Here is a 15544-nt window from a genome sequence, read left to right as displayed (position 1 = left end):
CAGATACATCGAATGCCGAACCGTTATCACCCGAATGGCGTGTGCCGGTCAACAGGGTGCCACCGCTCCGGTCTCGCCCGCGGGGCACCAACCCGGATGCTCGCGGAGCCATTTGTCGCGCTGTTTCTCGACGTCGCGTTGCGTCATCCCGCGTCCGGCGTCGAAACAGCCGCCGGTCTGGCATTTGGTGTTCGTCCCTGGCTCGTAGCAGTGATTCTCGTCCTTGCGGCAGGCCGCTCTCCGCTGGTCCGTCTTCGTTTTGGCGGGAACCTTGCTCGTGGTCGGTGCGGTGGTGACCGAGGTGGTCATCTCAGTGCTCGGCGGATCGGTCGCGGACGACTCGACGCTCGTCGTGACCGTGGTTGCGGGACGCGACGCCGGTTCCGACCGCGCGCAGGCAGGCGTCGCGAAGACGACCGCCGCGACCGCCATCAGGGCCAGCACACGCGCCACGATTCCTCCGCCTCCGCCATCGAACCCGCCTGTACTCGGCGGAAGCGCGGAGAGCGTTACACCGTCAGCTCGTGGTGGCGGTGTTGATCGCCCGTGCGTAGTCGGCGGCCGTGCCTTGCGCCGAGCACTTCTTGATGTCGTCGTACAGCCACATGAAGCCGCCCGGAATCCCCGCGGACGACTTCCATGCCCTCATCTTGCTCTCCACTTGGGCAGGTGAATCCCCCGAGGTGCAACCGGAGCCGTTCTTGCTCCAGAGTCCCGGATCCACCGGCATACCGAGCGACCGCGTCCAGGCCGCCGGGTCGTTGCCGCTGCCACCCGCGTATGCCTGCAGATACACGCGATCGACCAGTCCACCGAGCCCGTTCTTCACGCCCTGCCAGTACGAGACGGCGGTGTACGGAGCGAGCGTGAAGTTCCGGTAGCCCATGGCGTTCGCCATCCGCGCGAAGGTGACGGTGGAGTCGACGTCGTAGTGCGCTTCGTCGTCGTTGTTGATCGCGTCCGCGCCGGTGGCGTTCTTCAGCGCCAGGAAGTTGCGGTACAGCACGGTTCCGCTACCGGTGCCGTCGCGCGTGATCAGGTTGTCGATGGCCTGCCAGTCCGGTGTGCCCCACGCGCCGACCGAGACTTCGATCCGATCGACCGACGCCGGCGCCTGCTTCAGCGTCCGCAACCGCGCGGGCCACCCCGCGTCACCGACGTACTGGCCGTCTTTGACCACGAGATGGTCGTTGTAGTACAGGTCCCCGTTGTCATGGACGTGGATGCTCCACAGGATGACCGTGCTGAAACCCGACGACCGCAGGACGTCCATGACCTCTTGTCCGTCCTGATAGAACGGTCCCCCGCCGTAGATCGCGGACCGGCCGGCCGCGGTGGGGCTCGCCTGCGCTTCGGCCGTTTCCGGTCGACTCGTTTGGACGATCGCCGCGGCGACCACCAAGGCCATCGCCGTACGCACCCAGGTCCACCGCATCAGGTCAGCTCCCTTCGTCCTGCCTCGGAGGGTATGAGATTTTCCAACGGTGAGGCCAGGTTTGTTCGGCGACCTGTCCGGTGGAATGGACCATTCGGCTCACGCCAGCAGTCGCTCCGCGACCAGGAGCGTGCCCACCACGATCATCGAGGCACCGGAAATCCGGGAAACGAAGCGGGAAACGGCGGGACGGGCGCGCAGCAGGGCGTGCGCTCCCGCGCCGACACACGGGTAGACCATCGCGCAGGTGCCGACGAAGGTGAGGCCGAGCACGGCCAGCTGGACCGGCATCGGCCAGCGCGCGGACGGGTCGGTGAACTGCGGCAGCAACGCGACGAACACCAGTAGTCCCTTGGGGTTCAGCCCACTGACGGCCATCCCTTCGAGCAGCGTTCCGCCCCGGCCCCCGACGGGAGCGCTGCCCGGCGTCGACGGATGACGCACCGTCTTGAAACCCAGCCAGATCAGGTAGAGCCCGCCTGCGACGGTGAGCGCGAGCAGCGCGACCGGCGTCGACGCGACGAGGACGCCCAGCCCCGCGGCGACCACCAGCGTCATGGTCAGGTAGCCGAGAACGATGCCACCGGCGGCGGGCAGGACCTGGCGGCGCAGTCCGGCGCTGATCGCGAAGGCCCAGTCGGCGCCGGGCACCGCGATGAGCAGGGCGGCGACGCCCCAGAAGGCGAGAACAGATCCGAGAGGCATGCTCGAAAAGCTATTCGCGATCCGGCCAAAGGTGCTTTTGACTTCTGCCACGGAGTACGTCCGACGTGGAAGAATCTTCCCCATGGACGCTGTCGACCGGAAGATTCTTGCCATCCTGCAGGAGGAGGGACGCCTGACGCTCACCGAACTGGCCGAGCGGGTCCAGCTGAGCGCGTCGCCGTGTCACCGCCGGCTGCGCGCGCTGGAACGGAACGGCACGATCAGCGCGTACCGGGCGGTGGTCGATCCCGCCGCGCTGGGGCTGAACTTCGAGGCACTCGTGTTCGTCACCATGCGGCAAGAGGACCGCGAGACGCTGCTGAGCTTCGAGGACGCCGTCACGCGGATCCCGAACGTCCTGCTCGCGCAGCGGCTCTTCGGCGACCCCGACTACCTGCTGCGCATCGTCACCGCCGACCTCGCCGCGTATCAGCGGCTCGAGGACGACGTACTGTCCGCGCTGCCCGGGGTGCAGCGGCTGAACTCGACGCTCGTGATGAAGCAGGTGGTCAACGACCGGCCGCTGCCCACCACGACCAGTACATGAAGGCCCCCGTCCTTGCGCCTGGGCGGGCTGAAGGCTCCCTTCACCGAGTCTGATGCGACGAAAGGAGCCTTCGCCCCCGTCGGCTACGGGGAGCGGCGGTCTGGTCGCAGGTGCCGCCTCGTGAGTGCGGTGCCACATCCTCACCACTCACGAGGGGCGACACCCGGCTGCTCCTCGAAGATCAGCCAGGTCCGCGTCGAACGCACGCCGTCCAGCGCCTGCAACCGTTCCAGGACGACGTCCCGCAGCGAAGCGTTGTCCGGCGTCCGCACCAGCAGCAGGATGTCGAAATCGCCACCGACGAGCGAGACGTGCTCGACGAACGGGATTTCCCGCAGTTCGGCGGACATCGTGCGCCACGACGTCTGCTCGACGGTGATCAGGATGTACGCGCTCGTTCCGAGCCCTGCCCGCCGCGGATCGATACGGGCGCCGAAGCCGGTGATGACGCCTTCGGACATCAGCCTGTCCAGCCTCGCGTAGGCGTTGGTGCGCGAGATGTGCAGCCGTTCCGCCAGTGCCCGGACGGCGAGCCTGCCGTCCGTGGTCAGCTCGGCGAGGATGGCCCGATCGATGTCGTCGAGGGCAAGGACCGTTCGTCCCGGATCCGGCCCGTGAGCCACGCCACTACTGGACGTTCGGTCCGACTGAACCGATTCCGCGGACAGTTTGTCGCTCATTTCGCCCGCCTCTTGAACACTGGGACTCCGGAAACCACCATCTCAGCATCATATGTCTGTGAAAGGTGGTGCTGCGCCATGTCGCGGGAGACCCCTGCCGCCGCGTTGCTGCCGTCCGGAACCCCGGTGCGGTTCCTCGCCGAGGACGGCACACGCGTCGACGAGCACGGTGGCTATACCGTGCCGCCGTCCGAACGGCTCGTCGAGGCCTACCGGTTGATGGTGCTCGGCCGCCGGTTCGACGCGCAGGCGACCGCGCTGACCAAGCAGGGCCGCCTCGCCGTGTACCCGTCCAGTGCCGGCCAGGAGGCCTGCCAGGTCGCGAGCGCGCTCGCCCTCACCGACGCCGACTGGCTCTTCCCCACCTACCGCGATTCGGTCGCACTGGTCGCTCGCGGCCTCGAACCCGGCGAGATCCTGACGCTGCTCCGCGGAGACGCGCACTGCGGCTACGACCCCGCCAAGACACGGGTCGCTCCCCAGTGCACCCCGCTGGCGACGCAGACCCTGCACGCCGCCGGACTCGCCCACGCGATGCAACGGCGGGGTGAGGACGCCGTCGCGTTCGCGCTCATCGGCGACGGCGCCACCAGTGAGGGCGACTTCCACGAGGCGCTCAACTTCGCCGCCGTGTTCAAGGCGCCGGCAGTGTTCTTCGTGCAGAACAACGGTTTCGCGATCTCGGTGCCGTTCGAGAAGCAGAGCGCCGCGCCCGCGCTGGCGTACAAGGGCGTCGGTTACGGCGTCCGCTCCGAGCAGGTCGACGGCAACGACGCCCTCGCCGTCCTGTCCGTGCTGGACGACGCCGTCGCGCACGCGCGTTCCGGTCGCGGGCCGGTCCTGGTGGAGGCGCACACGTACCGGATCGACGCGCACACCAACGCCGACGACGCCACCCGTTACCGCGACCAGGCCGAAGTCGAGAAATGGCGCGCGGCCGACCCGGTTCGCCGCCTCGAGGCCTACCTGACCAACGAGAACCTGTTGTCCGACAAGGACATCGAGCGATTCCGAGCCGAGGCCGAGACGTTCGCCGCCGGAGTGCGCGACACCCTCAACGCCGACGTGGAGCCGGATCCGTTGTCGCTGTTCGAGCACGTGTACGCCGTCCCGACCCGTCAGCTGGCCGCCCAGCGGGCGCTGGTCGCGGCCGAACTGGAGGCCTGATGTCCGAGCTCTCGATGGCACAAGCGCTCAACGCCGCCCTGCGTGACGCGGTCAAGGACGACGACCGCGTGCTGATCTTCGGCGAGGACGTCGGCCCGCTCGGCGGCGTGTTCCGGGTGACCGACGGCATCACCGCCGACTTCGGCGAGGAACGCTGTTTCGACACGCCCTTGGCCGAGTCCGGCATCGTCGGGTTCGCGGTCGGGATGGCGATGGGCGGATTCCGTCCGGTGGTCGAAATGCAGTTCGACGCCTTCGCCTATCCCGCCTTCGAGCAGATCACCTCGCACGTCGCGAAGCTGCGGAACCGCACCCGCGGTGCCTTGTCGCTGCCGATGGTCATCCGGATCCCCTACGCGGGCGGGATCGGCGGCGTGGAGCACCACTGCGATTCGAGCGAGGCCTACTACACCCACACGCCCGGCCTGCGCGTCGTCACACCCGGTACTCCGCAGGACGCCTACGACCTCCTGCGCGACGCGATCGACTCGCCGGATCCGGTGATCTTCCTCGAACCCAAATGCCGCTACTGGTCGAAGGAACCCGTGTCCTTCACCCGGGAGGGCGCGGCCATGGACCGCGCGGTCGTGCGCCGCGAGGGCAAGGACGTCACGCTCATCGCGTACGGCCCGATGGTCGCCACCGCGCTGGAGACCGCGGAGGCCGCGACCGCCGAGGGCTGGGACGTCGAGGTGGTCGATCTGCGGTCGCTGAGCCCGTTCGACGACGAGACCGTCGCCGCCTCGGTGCGCCGCACGGGGCGCGCCGTCGTCGTCCACGAAGCCGCCGGGTTCGGTGGCTACGGCGCCGAGGTGGTCGCCAGGATCACCGAGCAGTGCTTCCATCAGCTGCACGCGCCCGTCCTGCGCGTGACCGGGCTCGACATCCCTTACCCGCCGCCGAAGCTGGAGCGTCATCAGCTTCCGGACGTCGACCGGATCCTGGACACCGTCGCCCGGCTGCAGTGGAACGACGAACCGGTGGTGGCCGGTGCCTGACTTCCTGCTCCCCGACCTCGGCGAGGGCCTGACCGAGGGCACCATCGTCACCTGGCTCGTCGCGGAAGGCGACACCGTCGGCGTCGACCAGCCCGTCGTCGAAGTCGAGACCGCGAAGGCGGCCGTCGAGGTGCCGGTGCCGTTCGCCGGCGTCGTCACCCGCCTCCACGGCGAACCCGGCCAGTCGCTGCCCGTCGGCGCTCCCCTGCTCACCATCGGACCCGGGTTCACCGAACCCGGCGTGACGACCGCGAGCGAGGGCAGCGGCAACGTCCTCATCGGCTACGGCACGACCACCACGACCAGGCGGCGCCGGACACGCACCGTCGTCGCCACCCCGGAGAAGCCGTCGAAAGCGCCGGGCGTGATCTCGCCGTTCGTCCGCAAAATGGCCGCGGACAACAAGATCGACCTCACGAAGCTGACCGGCAGCGGCCCGGGCGGCATCATCCGGCGCGCCGACGTCGAAGCGGCCCTCGCCGTCCCGGAGCAGCGAGACGGCGAGACACGGATCCCACTGACGGGCGTCCGCAAGGCGGTCGCGGACAAGCTGACGACCTCGCGGCGGCAGATCCCCGAGGCGACGGTCTGGGTCGACGTCGACGCGACCGGACTCGTCGCCGCGCGGAAGTCGCTCAACGCCTCCGCGCCGGATCGGCCGGTCAGCCTGCTCGGTCTCGTCGCCCGGTTCGCCGTCGCGGGCCTGCGGAAGTTCCCCGAGCTGAACTCCCGTGTGGAAGGCGACGAGATCGTCCAGCTCCGGGACATCAACCTCGGTTTCGCCGCGCAGACCGACCGCGGGCTCGTCGTACCGGTCGTCCGCGACGCGGGCTCACTGTCCACAAGGGAGCTTTCGGCGGCGATCGGCGATCGGACCACACAGGCCAGGGAAGGAAAGCTCGGCCCGGCAGGCCTCACCGGCGGAACCTTCACGGTCAACAACTACGGGGTGTTCGGGGTGGACGGCTCGGCCGCGATCATCAATCACCCGGAGGCGGCGATCCTCGGCATCGGCCGGATCATCGACCGCGCTTGGGTGGTCGACGGCGAGCTGGTGGCGAGGAAGATCTGCGAGCTGACGCTGGCGTTCGACCATCGGGTGTGCGACGGCGGGACCGCCGGCGGGTTCCTGCGGTTCGTCGCCGACTGCGTCGAATCGCCGGTCACCGCGCTCGGGGAGCTCTGAGCGGGTCGCACAACCCGCGGTTGTGACCCGCCAACGACCCGTTGTTCGACTCCGGGGCTCCGGCTTGCTTTGATCTCGCGTGTGGGTGGGAGATCGCTGGGGCGACGGTTCGGCTGGCTGTGGGCGGCATACGCGGCGAGCGCGTTCGGGACCAGATTCGCGTTCGACGCGTTCAGCCTGATCGCGATCGTGGTGCTCGGCGCGGGCACCGCCGAGGTCTCGCTGCTGGCGGCCGCCGGCCTCGTCGTCGGCGCGGTGGTCGCGCTGCCGCTCGGCCCATGGGTCGAGTTCCGGTGCAAACGGCCGGTGATGATCGCGATGGACCTCGTCCGGTGCGGGGCGCTGCTGACCGTGCCGGTGGCGTACGCGTTCGGGCTGCTCGGTTTCGGCCAGCTTCTCGCGGTGTCGGTCGTCGTCGCGGCGGCCGACATCACATTCCTGGCCGCCAGCGGGGCTTTCCTCAAAACCCTGCTGCCCCGCGAGGACTTGCTGGTCGCGAACGCCAGGTTCGAATCGACGACCTGGACGGCGACCGTGCTCGGGCCGCCGCTCGGCGGTTTCGCCGTCGGCCTGTTCGGGCCGGTGGTCACGATCGCCGCCGACGCGGTCAGCTATCTGCTTTCGGCGCTCGGGATCCGTGCCGTGGGCGGTGCGGAACCGCCGCCCGCGAAGCCGGTAGGTACCCGGCTGACCGGCCGCGACCTGCGGGAGGGCTGGCGGTTCATCCTCGCCCATCCGTTGCTGCGGCCCCTGTTCGTCAACACGATCGTGGTCAACGGCCTGATCATGGCGACCGCGCCGCTGTTCGCCGTGCTGATGCTCGGGCAACTCGGCTTCGCGCCATGGGAGTACGCGGTCGCCTTCGCCGTGCCCTGTCTCGGTGGGTTGATCGGGGCGCGGCTCTCCCGGCCCTTGGTCGCGCGGTACGGCCGGGACAAGGTCCTCTTCGTCTCCGGTTGGCTGCGGGTCTGCTGGCCCGTTTGGCTCGTCTTCATCCAGCCTGGTGTGCCCGGCCTGATCCTGGTCATCGTCGTCGAACTCTGCTTGATCACCTGTATCGGTGTGTTCAACCCGGTGCTCGCCACCAGCAGGCTCGAACAGGTGCCCCTCGACCGCGCGGCCCGCACGCTGTCGGCCTGGTCGATCGCCGGGAAGCTCACCACCGCCGGCCTGACCGCGCTGTGGGGTCTGCTCGCCATGTTCACCGGCCCGCGCGCCGCGGTCGGCATCGCCGGGGCGCTCATGCTGGCGACGCCGCTCCTGCTCCCCCGAAACCGTCGGACCCCTGTGCCAGTATCCGGACATGCCGATCAAGAGAGTGGTCACCGACCTCGAGACACGGACGCTGGAGGAGGCGAAGACCTTCTACGTACAGGTTCTCGGCTTCGAGGTGGTGATGGATCACGGCTGGATCGTGACCCTGGCCGATCCGGAGCGGCCGGAGGTCCAGCTGAGCCTCATGACCCATGACGAGACGGCGCCCGTCGTGCCGATCGCTTCGATCGAGGTCGACGACGTCGACGCGCGCTACGCGGCGGCCAAGGCCTCCGGTGCGGAGATCGTGCACGAACTGACCGACGAGCCGTGGGGTGTCCGGCGGTTCTTCGTCCGGGATCCGAGCGGCCACGTGATCAACGTCCTGTCCCACCGCTGATGTCCGAAGGGGGTTTCATCAAAATTTCATGACTCGTCCCTAGCGTTCGACCACGCACCGTAGTCGAACGAAAGGACGATGAATGTGAAGAAGCTCAGGGGGGTCCTGGCGGCGGCCGCACTGGCCACCGGCTTGATCAGCGTCATGGCGCCGTCGGCCCAGGCCGACCAGGCGCGCTACTACATCCTCGTCGGCGGCACTTGCGACGGGGCCGCGACCGTGTACAACGACGCCTGGTTGCGGGGCGGGATCAAGAAGGTGGTCCACTACCCGGCAGGGGCCGCCGGAGCACCGAACTGCGACCAGACGCCCATGGACCAGAGCGTCGCTCGCGGACACGAAGAGGCCCGGCGTGTCGTCCAGAGTTCGTTCGACGAGAACCCCGGGGCGGAATTCACCGTCGTCGGCTACTCGCAGGGTGCCCTCGTCGCGAACCTGGTGCTGAACGACATCGCCGACGGGAAACTGGCTGTGGACAAGTCGCGGTTCCGGGCGAAGATCTTCGCCGACCCGATGCAGCCCGTCGGTCCGCCGGGACGCGGGATCAGCGCGGTGCTCCCGGCGGGTACCGGGGCGCCGTCGCCGTTCGGCGGCTACGTGTCGTTCGGGCCCGGGCGCACCGACTTCGGCGGTATCCCGTTCATCCGCTACTGCATCGAAACCGACGGTGTCTGCCACTTCGACACCATCGAGGCGCCCGGCGGCTATTTCGCCCAGCACCTCTGCTACCAGTGGGCCCGTCCCACCGATCACCGTTCGATCATGGAGGACACGATCGCGGACGGCGTGTACACCAACGGATCACACGCGCTGCCGCGGCAGAACTGCCGTCCTCCGTGGCCTTCGGTGTGACCGGCTGAGACGGCTGTCGCCCGGCGCCCGATAGCCGGGTGACAGCGATTCGGGCGATGGCCCGCCCACAGCGTCGTGGGCGGGCCATCGTCGGACTTCGGACCGGCGCCAACTACCGGACCGGCAGGCCCTCCGGTGCCGGAGCGTGGCCGACCGGCCGCGCGGTGAACGTGCCCCGCCCCTGGGTCCGGCTGCGGAGCCGCGTCGCGTAGCCGAAAAGTTCGGCCAGCGGCACGGTCGCGGTGACCACGGTCGTTCCCGCGCGCACCACCGACCCCAGCACCCGGCCACGCCGGGCGGCGAGGTCGCCCAGCACCACGCCGACGGCGCTTTCGGGCACCGTCACGGTCACTTCGGCGATCGGCTCCAGCAGTGTCATCCCGCCGGCGGCCAACGCCGCCCGGAGCGCGAATCGCCCGGCCGCCCGGAACGCCAGTTCCGAAGAGTCCTTCGGGTGGGTCGCCCCGTCCGTCAGCGTGACCCGGACACCGGTCACCGGATGCCCGCCGAGCGGGCCTTCCGCCAGCGCGTCACGGCAACCCGCTTCGACGGCACGGACGTATTCCCTCGGCACCCGCCCACCGACCACAGTGGACTCGAACTCGAATTCCCCTTCCTCCAGTGGTTCCGTGTCGATGACGACGTGGGCGAACTGCCCGGCACCGCCGTCCTGTTTGACATGCCGGTGCACGAATCCGGACACCCCACGCGCGACGGTCTCGCGGTAGGCGACCCTGGGCCGCCCGACGCCGACGTCCAGCCCGTGGTCGCGCCGGATCTTCTCCACCGCCACCTCCAGGTGCAGTTCGCCCATGCCCGACAGCAGGGTCTGACCGGTCTCGCGATCGGTGCGGGCGAGCAGCGACGGATCCTCCTCGACCAGCCGTGCCAGCGCCGACATAAAGCGTTCGGTGTCGGTACCCGTCCGCGGTTCGACGGCGACCGACACGACCGGATCGGCCGTGACGGGCGGCTCGAGCAGGAGCGGTTCCGACGGCGTGCACAGCGTCGCGCCGGGACGGACCGTCTTGAGCCCGACCACCGCGACGATGTCGCCCGCGACGGCGCTGTCGACCCTGGTGTGCCGGTCGGCCTGGACCCGCAGGATGCGGCCGATACGCTCGATACGCCCGCTCTCCACGTCCATCACCGCCTCCGAAGTCCGGATCGTGCCCGAATACACCCGCAAGAACGTCAAGCGCCCGGTGGCGGTCGAGGTCACCTTGAACGCCAGTGCCGCGAACGGCGCCGACGGATCGGCGGGACGTTCCTGGGTCGTGCCGTCGTACTCGCCCCGAACCGGCGGAACATCCGACGGCGCGGGCAAATACGCCACCACGGCTTCCAGCAACGGCTCCACCCCGCGGTTGCGGTAGGCCGAGCCACACAGGACCACGACGCCGTCGCCGGTCCGGGTCAGCTCGCGCAGCGCCGAGACCAGCGTCTTCGTCGACACCGTCGACGACACGCAGAACTCCTCCAGCGCGCCCGGGTGGGCTTCCGCCACGGCCTCGTCGAGCAGACGCCGTCGGCGGTCCGCTTCGTCCACAAGGGACTCCGGAATCGGTCCTTCCTCCGCGGTCTCGGCACCATCGGCCCAGACGAGTGCCCGCATCCGCAGCAGGTCGACGACGCCCACGAAGCCGTCTTCCACCCCGATCGGCAGCTGGACCACCAGCGGACGCGGATGCAGCCGCTCCCGGATGGACGCCACGGCCGCGTCCAGGTCGGCACCCGCCCGGTCGAGTTTGTTGACGAACGCGATCCGCGGCACGCCGTGCCGATCGGCCTGACGCCATACAGATTCACTCTGCGGCTCGACCCCGGCGACACCGTCGAACACCGCGATCGCGCCGTCGAGTACCCGCAGCGACCGTTCGACCTCGTCGGAGAAGTCGACGTGGCCGGGGGTGTCGATCAGGTTGACGCGATGGCCGTCCCACGAGCAGCTGACGGCGGCGGCGAAGATGGTGATGCCACGGTCTCGCTCCTGGGAATCGAAGTCGGTCACGGTCGTGCCGTCGTGGACCTCACCTCGTTTGTAGGTGGTGCCGGTGACGTACAGGATCCGTTCGGTGAGGGTCGTCTTGCCGGCGTCGACATGGGCGAGGATGCCAAGGTTGCGGACGGCGGACAGCGGGACGGTGCGCATGGCGCGGGCCTTTCGGGATGAACTGGCGAAAACTCCGACGGCGCGATTCGGCGAACGCGGACAGGCGCCTCTCACCGGTGCGGGGCAACGGGAAGAAGGGTCAGGCGTTCGTGAGACGGACCGGTGCTAGCCGCGCGGCAGGCACCGGGTGTGCGGAGACACCAGGATCACCTCGTAGCGAGCCGAGGGGACGACGACGGCGTGGTGATGACGCACGGTCCTGTCCTTCCTCGCCGGGGTGATTTCGTGGCGAGTGTAGCCACTCCGATGCGGACCGCGAACCGGTTTCCGCGATTTCGGGGAACTCGTGGACCGGCTGCCGGCGACGGGAGCCGTCTGCAGCAATCTGGAGGACACCGATCACCGGTCCGGCTTCTATCGTGCGGCGCTGGAGGGATTCCGCACCGCGATCGGGAATCTAGCGGGATGAGGCGTTGCGAAAGCCACTTTCGCAACCGTTGCGAAAGTGGCTTTCGCGTCGTCACTTGCAGAACGCGGTGTCCACAGTGGCCATGACGGCGTTGGAGCCCTTCTCCCCGTCGCCGAAGGTCCCCGGCATCGCGGTCACCGCGAGCCCGACGGTGCGGCCGTCTTCCGTGGCGCCACCGCGGGTTTCGAACCCGTGGATGTCCCCGCCGTGGCCCCAGTACACACCGCCGCAGCTGAGCGGGTTGCTCATCAGGCCGAGGCCGTACTTCGTGCCGGGGAACAGGGGCGCGTCGACCGTCTTCCGCATTTCGGTCAGCTGCGCGGCGGGCAGCAGCCTGCCTTCGAGCAGGACCCGGAAGAACTCGCCGAGGTCGCTGGGCGTCGAGATCAGCTGACCGGCGGCGCCGCCCCAGGACGGATCCAGCTCGGTCGCGTCGATCACCTTGCCGGTGGCGGAGTTGCCGATGGCATAGCCCTGCGGGTGCCGTCCCTGGATGGTCTGGTCACCGACCTGCGGCCAGGAGGTGTTCTTCAAGCCCGCCTTCTTGATCACGCGTTCGGTGATCTGCTCCGGGAGCGGGCGTCCGGTCACCTTCTCGATCACCATGCCCGCCAGCAGGTACCCGGTGTTGCTGTACTCCCATTTGGTGCCGGGCGCGAACTTCGCCGGGTGACTCAAGGCCGCGGCGAGCAGTTCGTGCGTGGGGAAATACCGGTGCTGCACCTGCTCGAAATCCTGCAGTCCCAGGTACTCGGTGTAGTTCGGCAGCCCGCTGGTGTGCTGCAGGAGATGCCGGATGGTGATCTTGGTGGCGTCGATGCCCTCCCCGCGCACGATGCCGGGCAGGTACTTCTCGATCGGCGCGTCCAGTTCCACCTTGCCCTCGGCCACCAGCTGCAGGACGGCGACCGCCGTGAACGTCTTGGTGTTGCTGCCCGCCCGCACCCTTCCGTCACGCGGGACCGGAACCTGGCGGTCGATCCGCGACGAGCCCGCGACCAGCGACGTCGTCCGCCTGCCGTCGCTCACGGCGACCAGCGCGGCGGGGAATTTCTCCTGACGCACCAACGAGTCGAGGCTCTTCCGCAGTTCCGCCCCCTTGGCCGGGGCCGCGTCCGCCGCCGTCGTCCACGCCGCGCCCAACAGCCCCGCCACCGTCAGGACCACCACACCCTTGCGTACCGTCATTCGCACTCCTTCTCCGACGAGATCGACACTGACGACCTTGGCCGAACCGGGTGCGAAGATCAGGAGTGCAGGCTCCCGAATCCGGGGTGGTGCAGGCGCTACCCCACGAAAATTTTCGACCGGAATTCGTCCCACCATTGTCCGGGCGGGACGCGGCTGGCTAAGGTCAGTTCGGTAAGTGGACTAGACCACCCGAGGCCGGGAGGCGACGATGCCCCTCGACGAACAGCAGACCTGGGCACTGCTGCGAGAGCTGGACGAACCCGGCCACTGGGACGTGCCGCACGACTTCGACGGACCGGCCGCACGGGCCCGGTTCGAGCGGCTGGCCGAACGGCTCGAGCGACTGTTCGACTGTTCGTGCGAAGTCGACCGTCATGTCCAGGACGCCAGCCACCTCGGCCGGATCGTGATCCCGGCGGACGCGACCGCCGCACTGGACCAGGTGACCGTGACGGTCAGCAACTTCGGCGGTCTCGTCGCGGTGACCTTGGGAAATCCGGGCAGCTACGACGAAGACGAGGAACGCGAGTACTTCCCGGCACCGGTGCGAAGACGGCTCGAAGACGAGCTGGAAGCACTCGGCTACCTGCCCGTCTCCGAACACCCGCTCTGGACCAAGTACACCGGGATCAGCGGTTTCGACGCCCTCTATCCGCCGGACCGGCCGCCTTCGTGGTGGGACCGGTTCTTCGACTATCTCTAGACGAGCACACCGACGAGATCCGCCGCATTCGGCACGCTGACGAGTACCTCGTCGAACGGGAGCCCGGCGACCGCGCGGTCGATCTCGATCCGCAGCCCCGGAACACCCCTGCGCGCCGAGACCAGCTGGCGCGTTCCCGTCCCCAGCCCCCAGTAACCCACCTTCAGCACTCCGCTGATCAGCGCCCCGGCCCGTCCCCCACGCGTCCGTCGCAGCGGCTCTTCGACGAGCTCGACGGCCTTGATCGCCGACGGTGGCACGACCACTTCGTCGCGCCACACGGCCAGCCGCTCCCAGGACGAGAACCTCACCCGCATCCCGCCATCGGCGATGTCGATCGTCGCCATCATGACCACCTTCCGCTCAAGCCAGCTGATGTAGTTGTTATAGCAAGTGTATAGCAGATATCCTTGGTGGGTGTTGCTGACTCTCGACCTCGACAGCGAGGTTCCGATCTACCAGCAGATCCGCGACCGGATCGTCGAAGCCGTCGCCGACGGCACGCTCAGCGAGGGCAGCGCCCTGCCGTCCACCCGGCAGCTCGGCGCCGACCTGGCGATCAACTTCCACACCGTCAACAAGGCCTACGACCTGCTGCGGACGCAGGGGTTCATCCGCATCAACCGCAAGACCGGCGCCGTCGTCCGGCGGGACGCGACCTCCGGTCCGGCCGACGACGGTTACGCGGACGAGTGGCAGGAGCGCCTGCGCACCCTGCTCGCCGAGGCCGTCGCTCTCGGCGTGGGCCCGCGCGAAGTGACGAAGCGATGCGAAGCGGTCTTGGACTCCTTCGCGGTCAGCGCGCGGCGATGATCTGGCTGCACCTGGCCCTGATCGCGTTCATCGCGGCGGCCTTCGGCTCCGCGCCAACGCTCGCCCGGCCGACACTCCCCTTCGGTGTCCGGATCCCGGCCGGCCGTTCCGGAGAGGCCGTCATCCTTCTCGCTCGCCGTCGCTACAACCGGGGTATCGGGCTGGGTGCGATCGTGGCCTGCGCCGTGGTGCTCTTCGACTGGCTCACGCCCGAGGTCGTCGTGCTCGCTCTCGCCGCCGTCTACTCGCTGCTCGGCGGCCTGGCTCACCGCTCGATCGCCGCCGCGAAACGCGAGGAAGGCTGGTATGCCGGCGCTCGGCAGGCGGTCTCCACCGACACCTCGCTGCGCTCGGATCCTATCCGTCCACAGTGGATCCTTCTGACACCTGCGGTGGTGCTCGCGGGCGCCACGGTGGTCAGCGGATGGTTCACCGGTGCGGCGGGCTTCTCGACGGTCTTCGCGCAGGTCGCGGTCATCGTGCTGACCTCGCTCATGGCCGTCGCGATCGCACGGGCCAGGCCGGAGATCGATGCCGCACAACCTGCGGTTTCAGCATCTCGGTACCGGGAGTACCTGCACGGCGTGCTCGCTCTGCTGCTGATCTCGGCCGGCTGCGTCAACGCGACCCTGCTCGTCGTCTCGCTTCAGCGGTGGGGTGTCGTCGAAACGACGGTGCCGGTGACGATCGTGGCGTACCTCCCGCTCGCCGCCGCCTTCATCGCGTGGCTCGGTTTCACCGTCCGGACGGGCGACGCCGGGCATCGGTTGCCGCGCGCCGGCGACGAACCGGAGACCCGCTACGAACAGCGCGACGACGACCGCCACTGGTACGCGGCCGGGATGGTCTACCTGAACCGGAACGATCCGGCGCTGCTGGTACACCGGCGGGTCGGGACCTACTGGACACTCAACCTCGGGCATCCGATCGCCTGGGTCGTCCTCGCCGTGGTCGCGGTGGCCGGGGTGCTCACCGCGCTCGGCATCGTCACACTGCCCGAGAAGGGCACCTGATCACAGGGCGTTACCCTG

At 68.9% G+C, this 15544-nt stretch carries 16 protein-coding genes and 1 pseudogene; 10 read left to right on the top strand and 7 right to left on the bottom strand.

The annotated features are described in order from the left end of the window. Positions 1-48: 48 nt before the first annotated feature. The 3 genes from AVR91_RS18385 to AVR91_RS18375 form a co-directional block, all read right to left on the bottom strand. A complete protein-coding gene (locus AVR91_RS18385; RefSeq protein ID WP_143254029.1) occupies positions 49-453 on the bottom strand; it encodes a hypothetical protein in 405 nt (134 codons plus the stop codon). Between the two features lie 64 nt (positions 454-517). Continuing rightward, entirely contained in the window at positions 518-1435 is a 918-nt protein-coding gene (locus AVR91_RS18380; protein WP_063272538.1) for a hypothetical protein, read from the bottom strand. Positions 1436-1534: 99 nt separating this feature from the next. Beyond that, positions 1535-2140: a LysE family translocator gene (locus AVR91_RS18375; RefSeq protein ID WP_063272537.1), complete on the bottom strand. Its 606-nt coding sequence runs from the start codon at positions 2138-2140 to the stop codon at positions 1535-1537. Positions 2141-2222: 82 nt separating this feature from the next. Between AVR91_RS18375 and AVR91_RS18370 the strand changes: the two genes are divergently transcribed. Next, positions 2223-2687: an Lrp/AsnC family transcriptional regulator gene (locus AVR91_RS18370; RefSeq protein ID WP_063272536.1), complete on the top strand. Its 465-nt coding sequence runs from the start codon at positions 2223-2225 to the stop codon at positions 2685-2687. Between the two features lie 140 nt (positions 2688-2827). Here the strand turns inward: AVR91_RS18370 and AVR91_RS18365 are convergent, their stop codons facing one another. After that, positions 2828-3310 (bottom strand): Lrp/AsnC family transcriptional regulator, encoded by a 483-nt coding sequence (locus AVR91_RS18365; protein WP_063272535.1) that lies wholly within the window; start codon positions 3308-3310, stop codon positions 2828-2830. 135 nt (positions 3311-3445) lie between these two features. Between AVR91_RS18365 and pdhA the strand changes: the two genes are divergently transcribed. The 6 genes and pseudogenes from pdhA to AVR91_RS18335 all read left to right on the top strand — a co-directional run bounded on the left by pdhA (position 3446) and on the right by AVR91_RS18335 (position 9224). Next, complete coding sequence (pdhA, locus tag AVR91_RS18360) at positions 3446-4534, top strand: pyruvate dehydrogenase (acetyl-transferring) E1 component subunit alpha (protein WP_063272534.1); 1089 nt, start codon at positions 3446-3448, stop codon at positions 4532-4534. Further along, complete coding sequence (locus AVR91_RS18355) at positions 4534-5532, top strand: alpha-ketoacid dehydrogenase subunit beta (RefSeq protein WP_063272533.1); 999 nt, start codon at positions 4534-4536, stop codon at positions 5530-5532. Before pdhA ends, AVR91_RS18355 begins: the two co-directional genes overlap by 1 nt. Continuing rightward, the gene (locus AVR91_RS18350; protein ID WP_063272532.1) at positions 5525-6718 is read left to right on the top strand and encodes a dihydrolipoamide acetyltransferase family protein; all 1194 of its coding nucleotides are present in this window, start codon (positions 5525-5527) and stop codon (positions 6716-6718) included. Before AVR91_RS18355 ends, AVR91_RS18350 begins: the two co-directional genes overlap by 8 nt. An 81-nt stretch (positions 6719-6799) precedes the next feature. Next, a complete protein-coding gene (locus AVR91_RS18345) occupies positions 6800-8188 on the top strand; it encodes an MFS transporter (protein WP_083737630.1) in 1389 nt (462 codons plus the stop codon). Next, positions 8097-8372: pseudogene (locus AVR91_RS18340) on the top strand (VOC family protein); the annotation flags it as partial. The gene AVR91_RS18345 and the pseudogene AVR91_RS18340, both read left to right, overlap by 92 nt. A 78-nt stretch (positions 8373-8450) precedes the next feature. Beyond that, a complete protein-coding gene (locus AVR91_RS18335; protein WP_016334513.1) occupies positions 8451-9224 on the top strand; it encodes a PE-PPE domain-containing protein in 774 nt (257 codons plus the stop codon). 112 nt (positions 9225-9336) lie between these two features. On the opposite strand, the gene fusA is transcribed toward AVR91_RS18335, so the two are convergent. Together fusA and AVR91_RS18325 are read right to left on the bottom strand one after the other, a co-directional pair. Continuing rightward, entirely contained in the window at positions 9337-11376 is a 2040-nt protein-coding gene (gene fusA, locus AVR91_RS18330) for an elongation factor G (RefSeq protein WP_063272530.1), read from the bottom strand. Between the two features lie 481 nt (positions 11377-11857). After that, positions 11858-12994: a serine hydrolase domain-containing protein gene (locus AVR91_RS18325; protein WP_063272529.1), complete on the bottom strand. Its 1137-nt coding sequence runs from the start codon at positions 12992-12994 to the stop codon at positions 11858-11860. Between the two features lie 211 nt (positions 12995-13205). Between AVR91_RS18325 and AVR91_RS18320 the strand changes: the two genes are divergently transcribed. Then, complete coding sequence (locus AVR91_RS18320) at positions 13206-13700, top strand: hypothetical protein (protein ID WP_063272528.1); 495 nt, start codon at positions 13206-13208, stop codon at positions 13698-13700. Here AVR91_RS18320 and AVR91_RS18315 read toward each other — a convergent pair. After that, positions 13697-14047: a hypothetical protein gene (locus AVR91_RS18315; protein ID WP_063272551.1), complete on the bottom strand. Its 351-nt coding sequence runs from the start codon at positions 14045-14047 to the stop codon at positions 13697-13699. The genes AVR91_RS18320 and AVR91_RS18315 overlap by 4 nt on opposite strands. 70 nt (positions 14048-14117) lie before the next feature. Here AVR91_RS18315 and AVR91_RS18310 point away from each other — a divergent pair, with 70 nt between their 5' ends. Then, entirely contained in the window at positions 14118-14513 is a 396-nt protein-coding gene (locus AVR91_RS18310) for a GntR family transcriptional regulator (protein WP_063272527.1), read from the top strand. After that, positions 14510-15526 carry a DUF1648 domain-containing protein gene (locus AVR91_RS18305; RefSeq protein WP_063272526.1) on the top strand — a complete coding sequence of 339 codons (1017 nt, stop codon included), beginning with the start codon at positions 14510-14512 and terminating at the stop codon, positions 15524-15526. Before AVR91_RS18310 ends, AVR91_RS18305 begins: the two co-directional genes overlap by 4 nt. Positions 15527-15544 lie beyond the last annotated feature (18 nt).

Origin of the sequence: Amycolatopsis keratiniphila subsp. keratiniphila (genome assembly GCF_001620365.2) — a bacterium.
Lineage (GTDB): Bacteria > Actinomycetota > Actinomycetes > Mycobacteriales > Pseudonocardiaceae > Amycolatopsis > Amycolatopsis keratiniphila.
This window is presented reverse-complemented; position numbering and strand designations above follow the sequence as displayed.

Coding starts and splice junctions, on each gene's coding strand:
- AVR91_RS18380 (WP_063272538.1), bottom strand. CDS start 1,435: ATGCGGTGGACCTGGGTGCGTACGGCGATGGCCTTGGTGGTCGCCGCG.
- AVR91_RS18375 (WP_063272537.1), bottom strand. CDS start 2,140: ATGCCTCTCGGATCTGTTCTCGCCTTCTGGGGCGTCGCCGCCCTGCTC.
- AVR91_RS18370 (WP_063272536.1), top strand. CDS start 2,223: ATGGACGCTGTCGACCGGAAGATTCTTGCCATCCTGCAGGAGGAGGGA.
- pdhA (WP_063272534.1), top strand. CDS start 3,446: ATGTCGCGGGAGACCCCTGCCGCCGCGTTGCTGCCGTCCGGAACCCCG.
- AVR91_RS18355 (WP_063272533.1), top strand. CDS start 4,534: ATGTCCGAGCTCTCGATGGCACAAGCGCTCAACGCCGCCCTGCGTGAC.
- AVR91_RS18335 (WP_016334513.1), top strand. CDS start 8,451: ATGAATGTGAAGAAGCTCAGGGGGGTCCTGGCGGCGGCCGCACTGGCC.
- fusA (WP_063272530.1), bottom strand. CDS start 11,376: ATGCGCACCGTCCCGCTGTCCGCCGTCCGCAACCTTGGCATCCTCGCC.
- AVR91_RS18325 (WP_063272529.1), bottom strand. CDS start 12,994: ATGACGGTACGCAAGGGTGTGGTGGTCCTGACGGTGGCGGGGCTGTTG.
- AVR91_RS18320 (WP_063272528.1), top strand. CDS start 13,206: ATGCCCCTCGACGAACAGCAGACCTGGGCACTGCTGCGAGAGCTGGAC.
- AVR91_RS18315 (WP_063272551.1), bottom strand. CDS start 14,047: ATGGCGACGATCGACATCGCCGATGGCGGGATGCGGGTGAGGTTCTCG.
- AVR91_RS18305 (WP_063272526.1), top strand. CDS start 14,510: ATGATCTGGCTGCACCTGGCCCTGATCGCGTTCATCGCGGCGGCCTTC.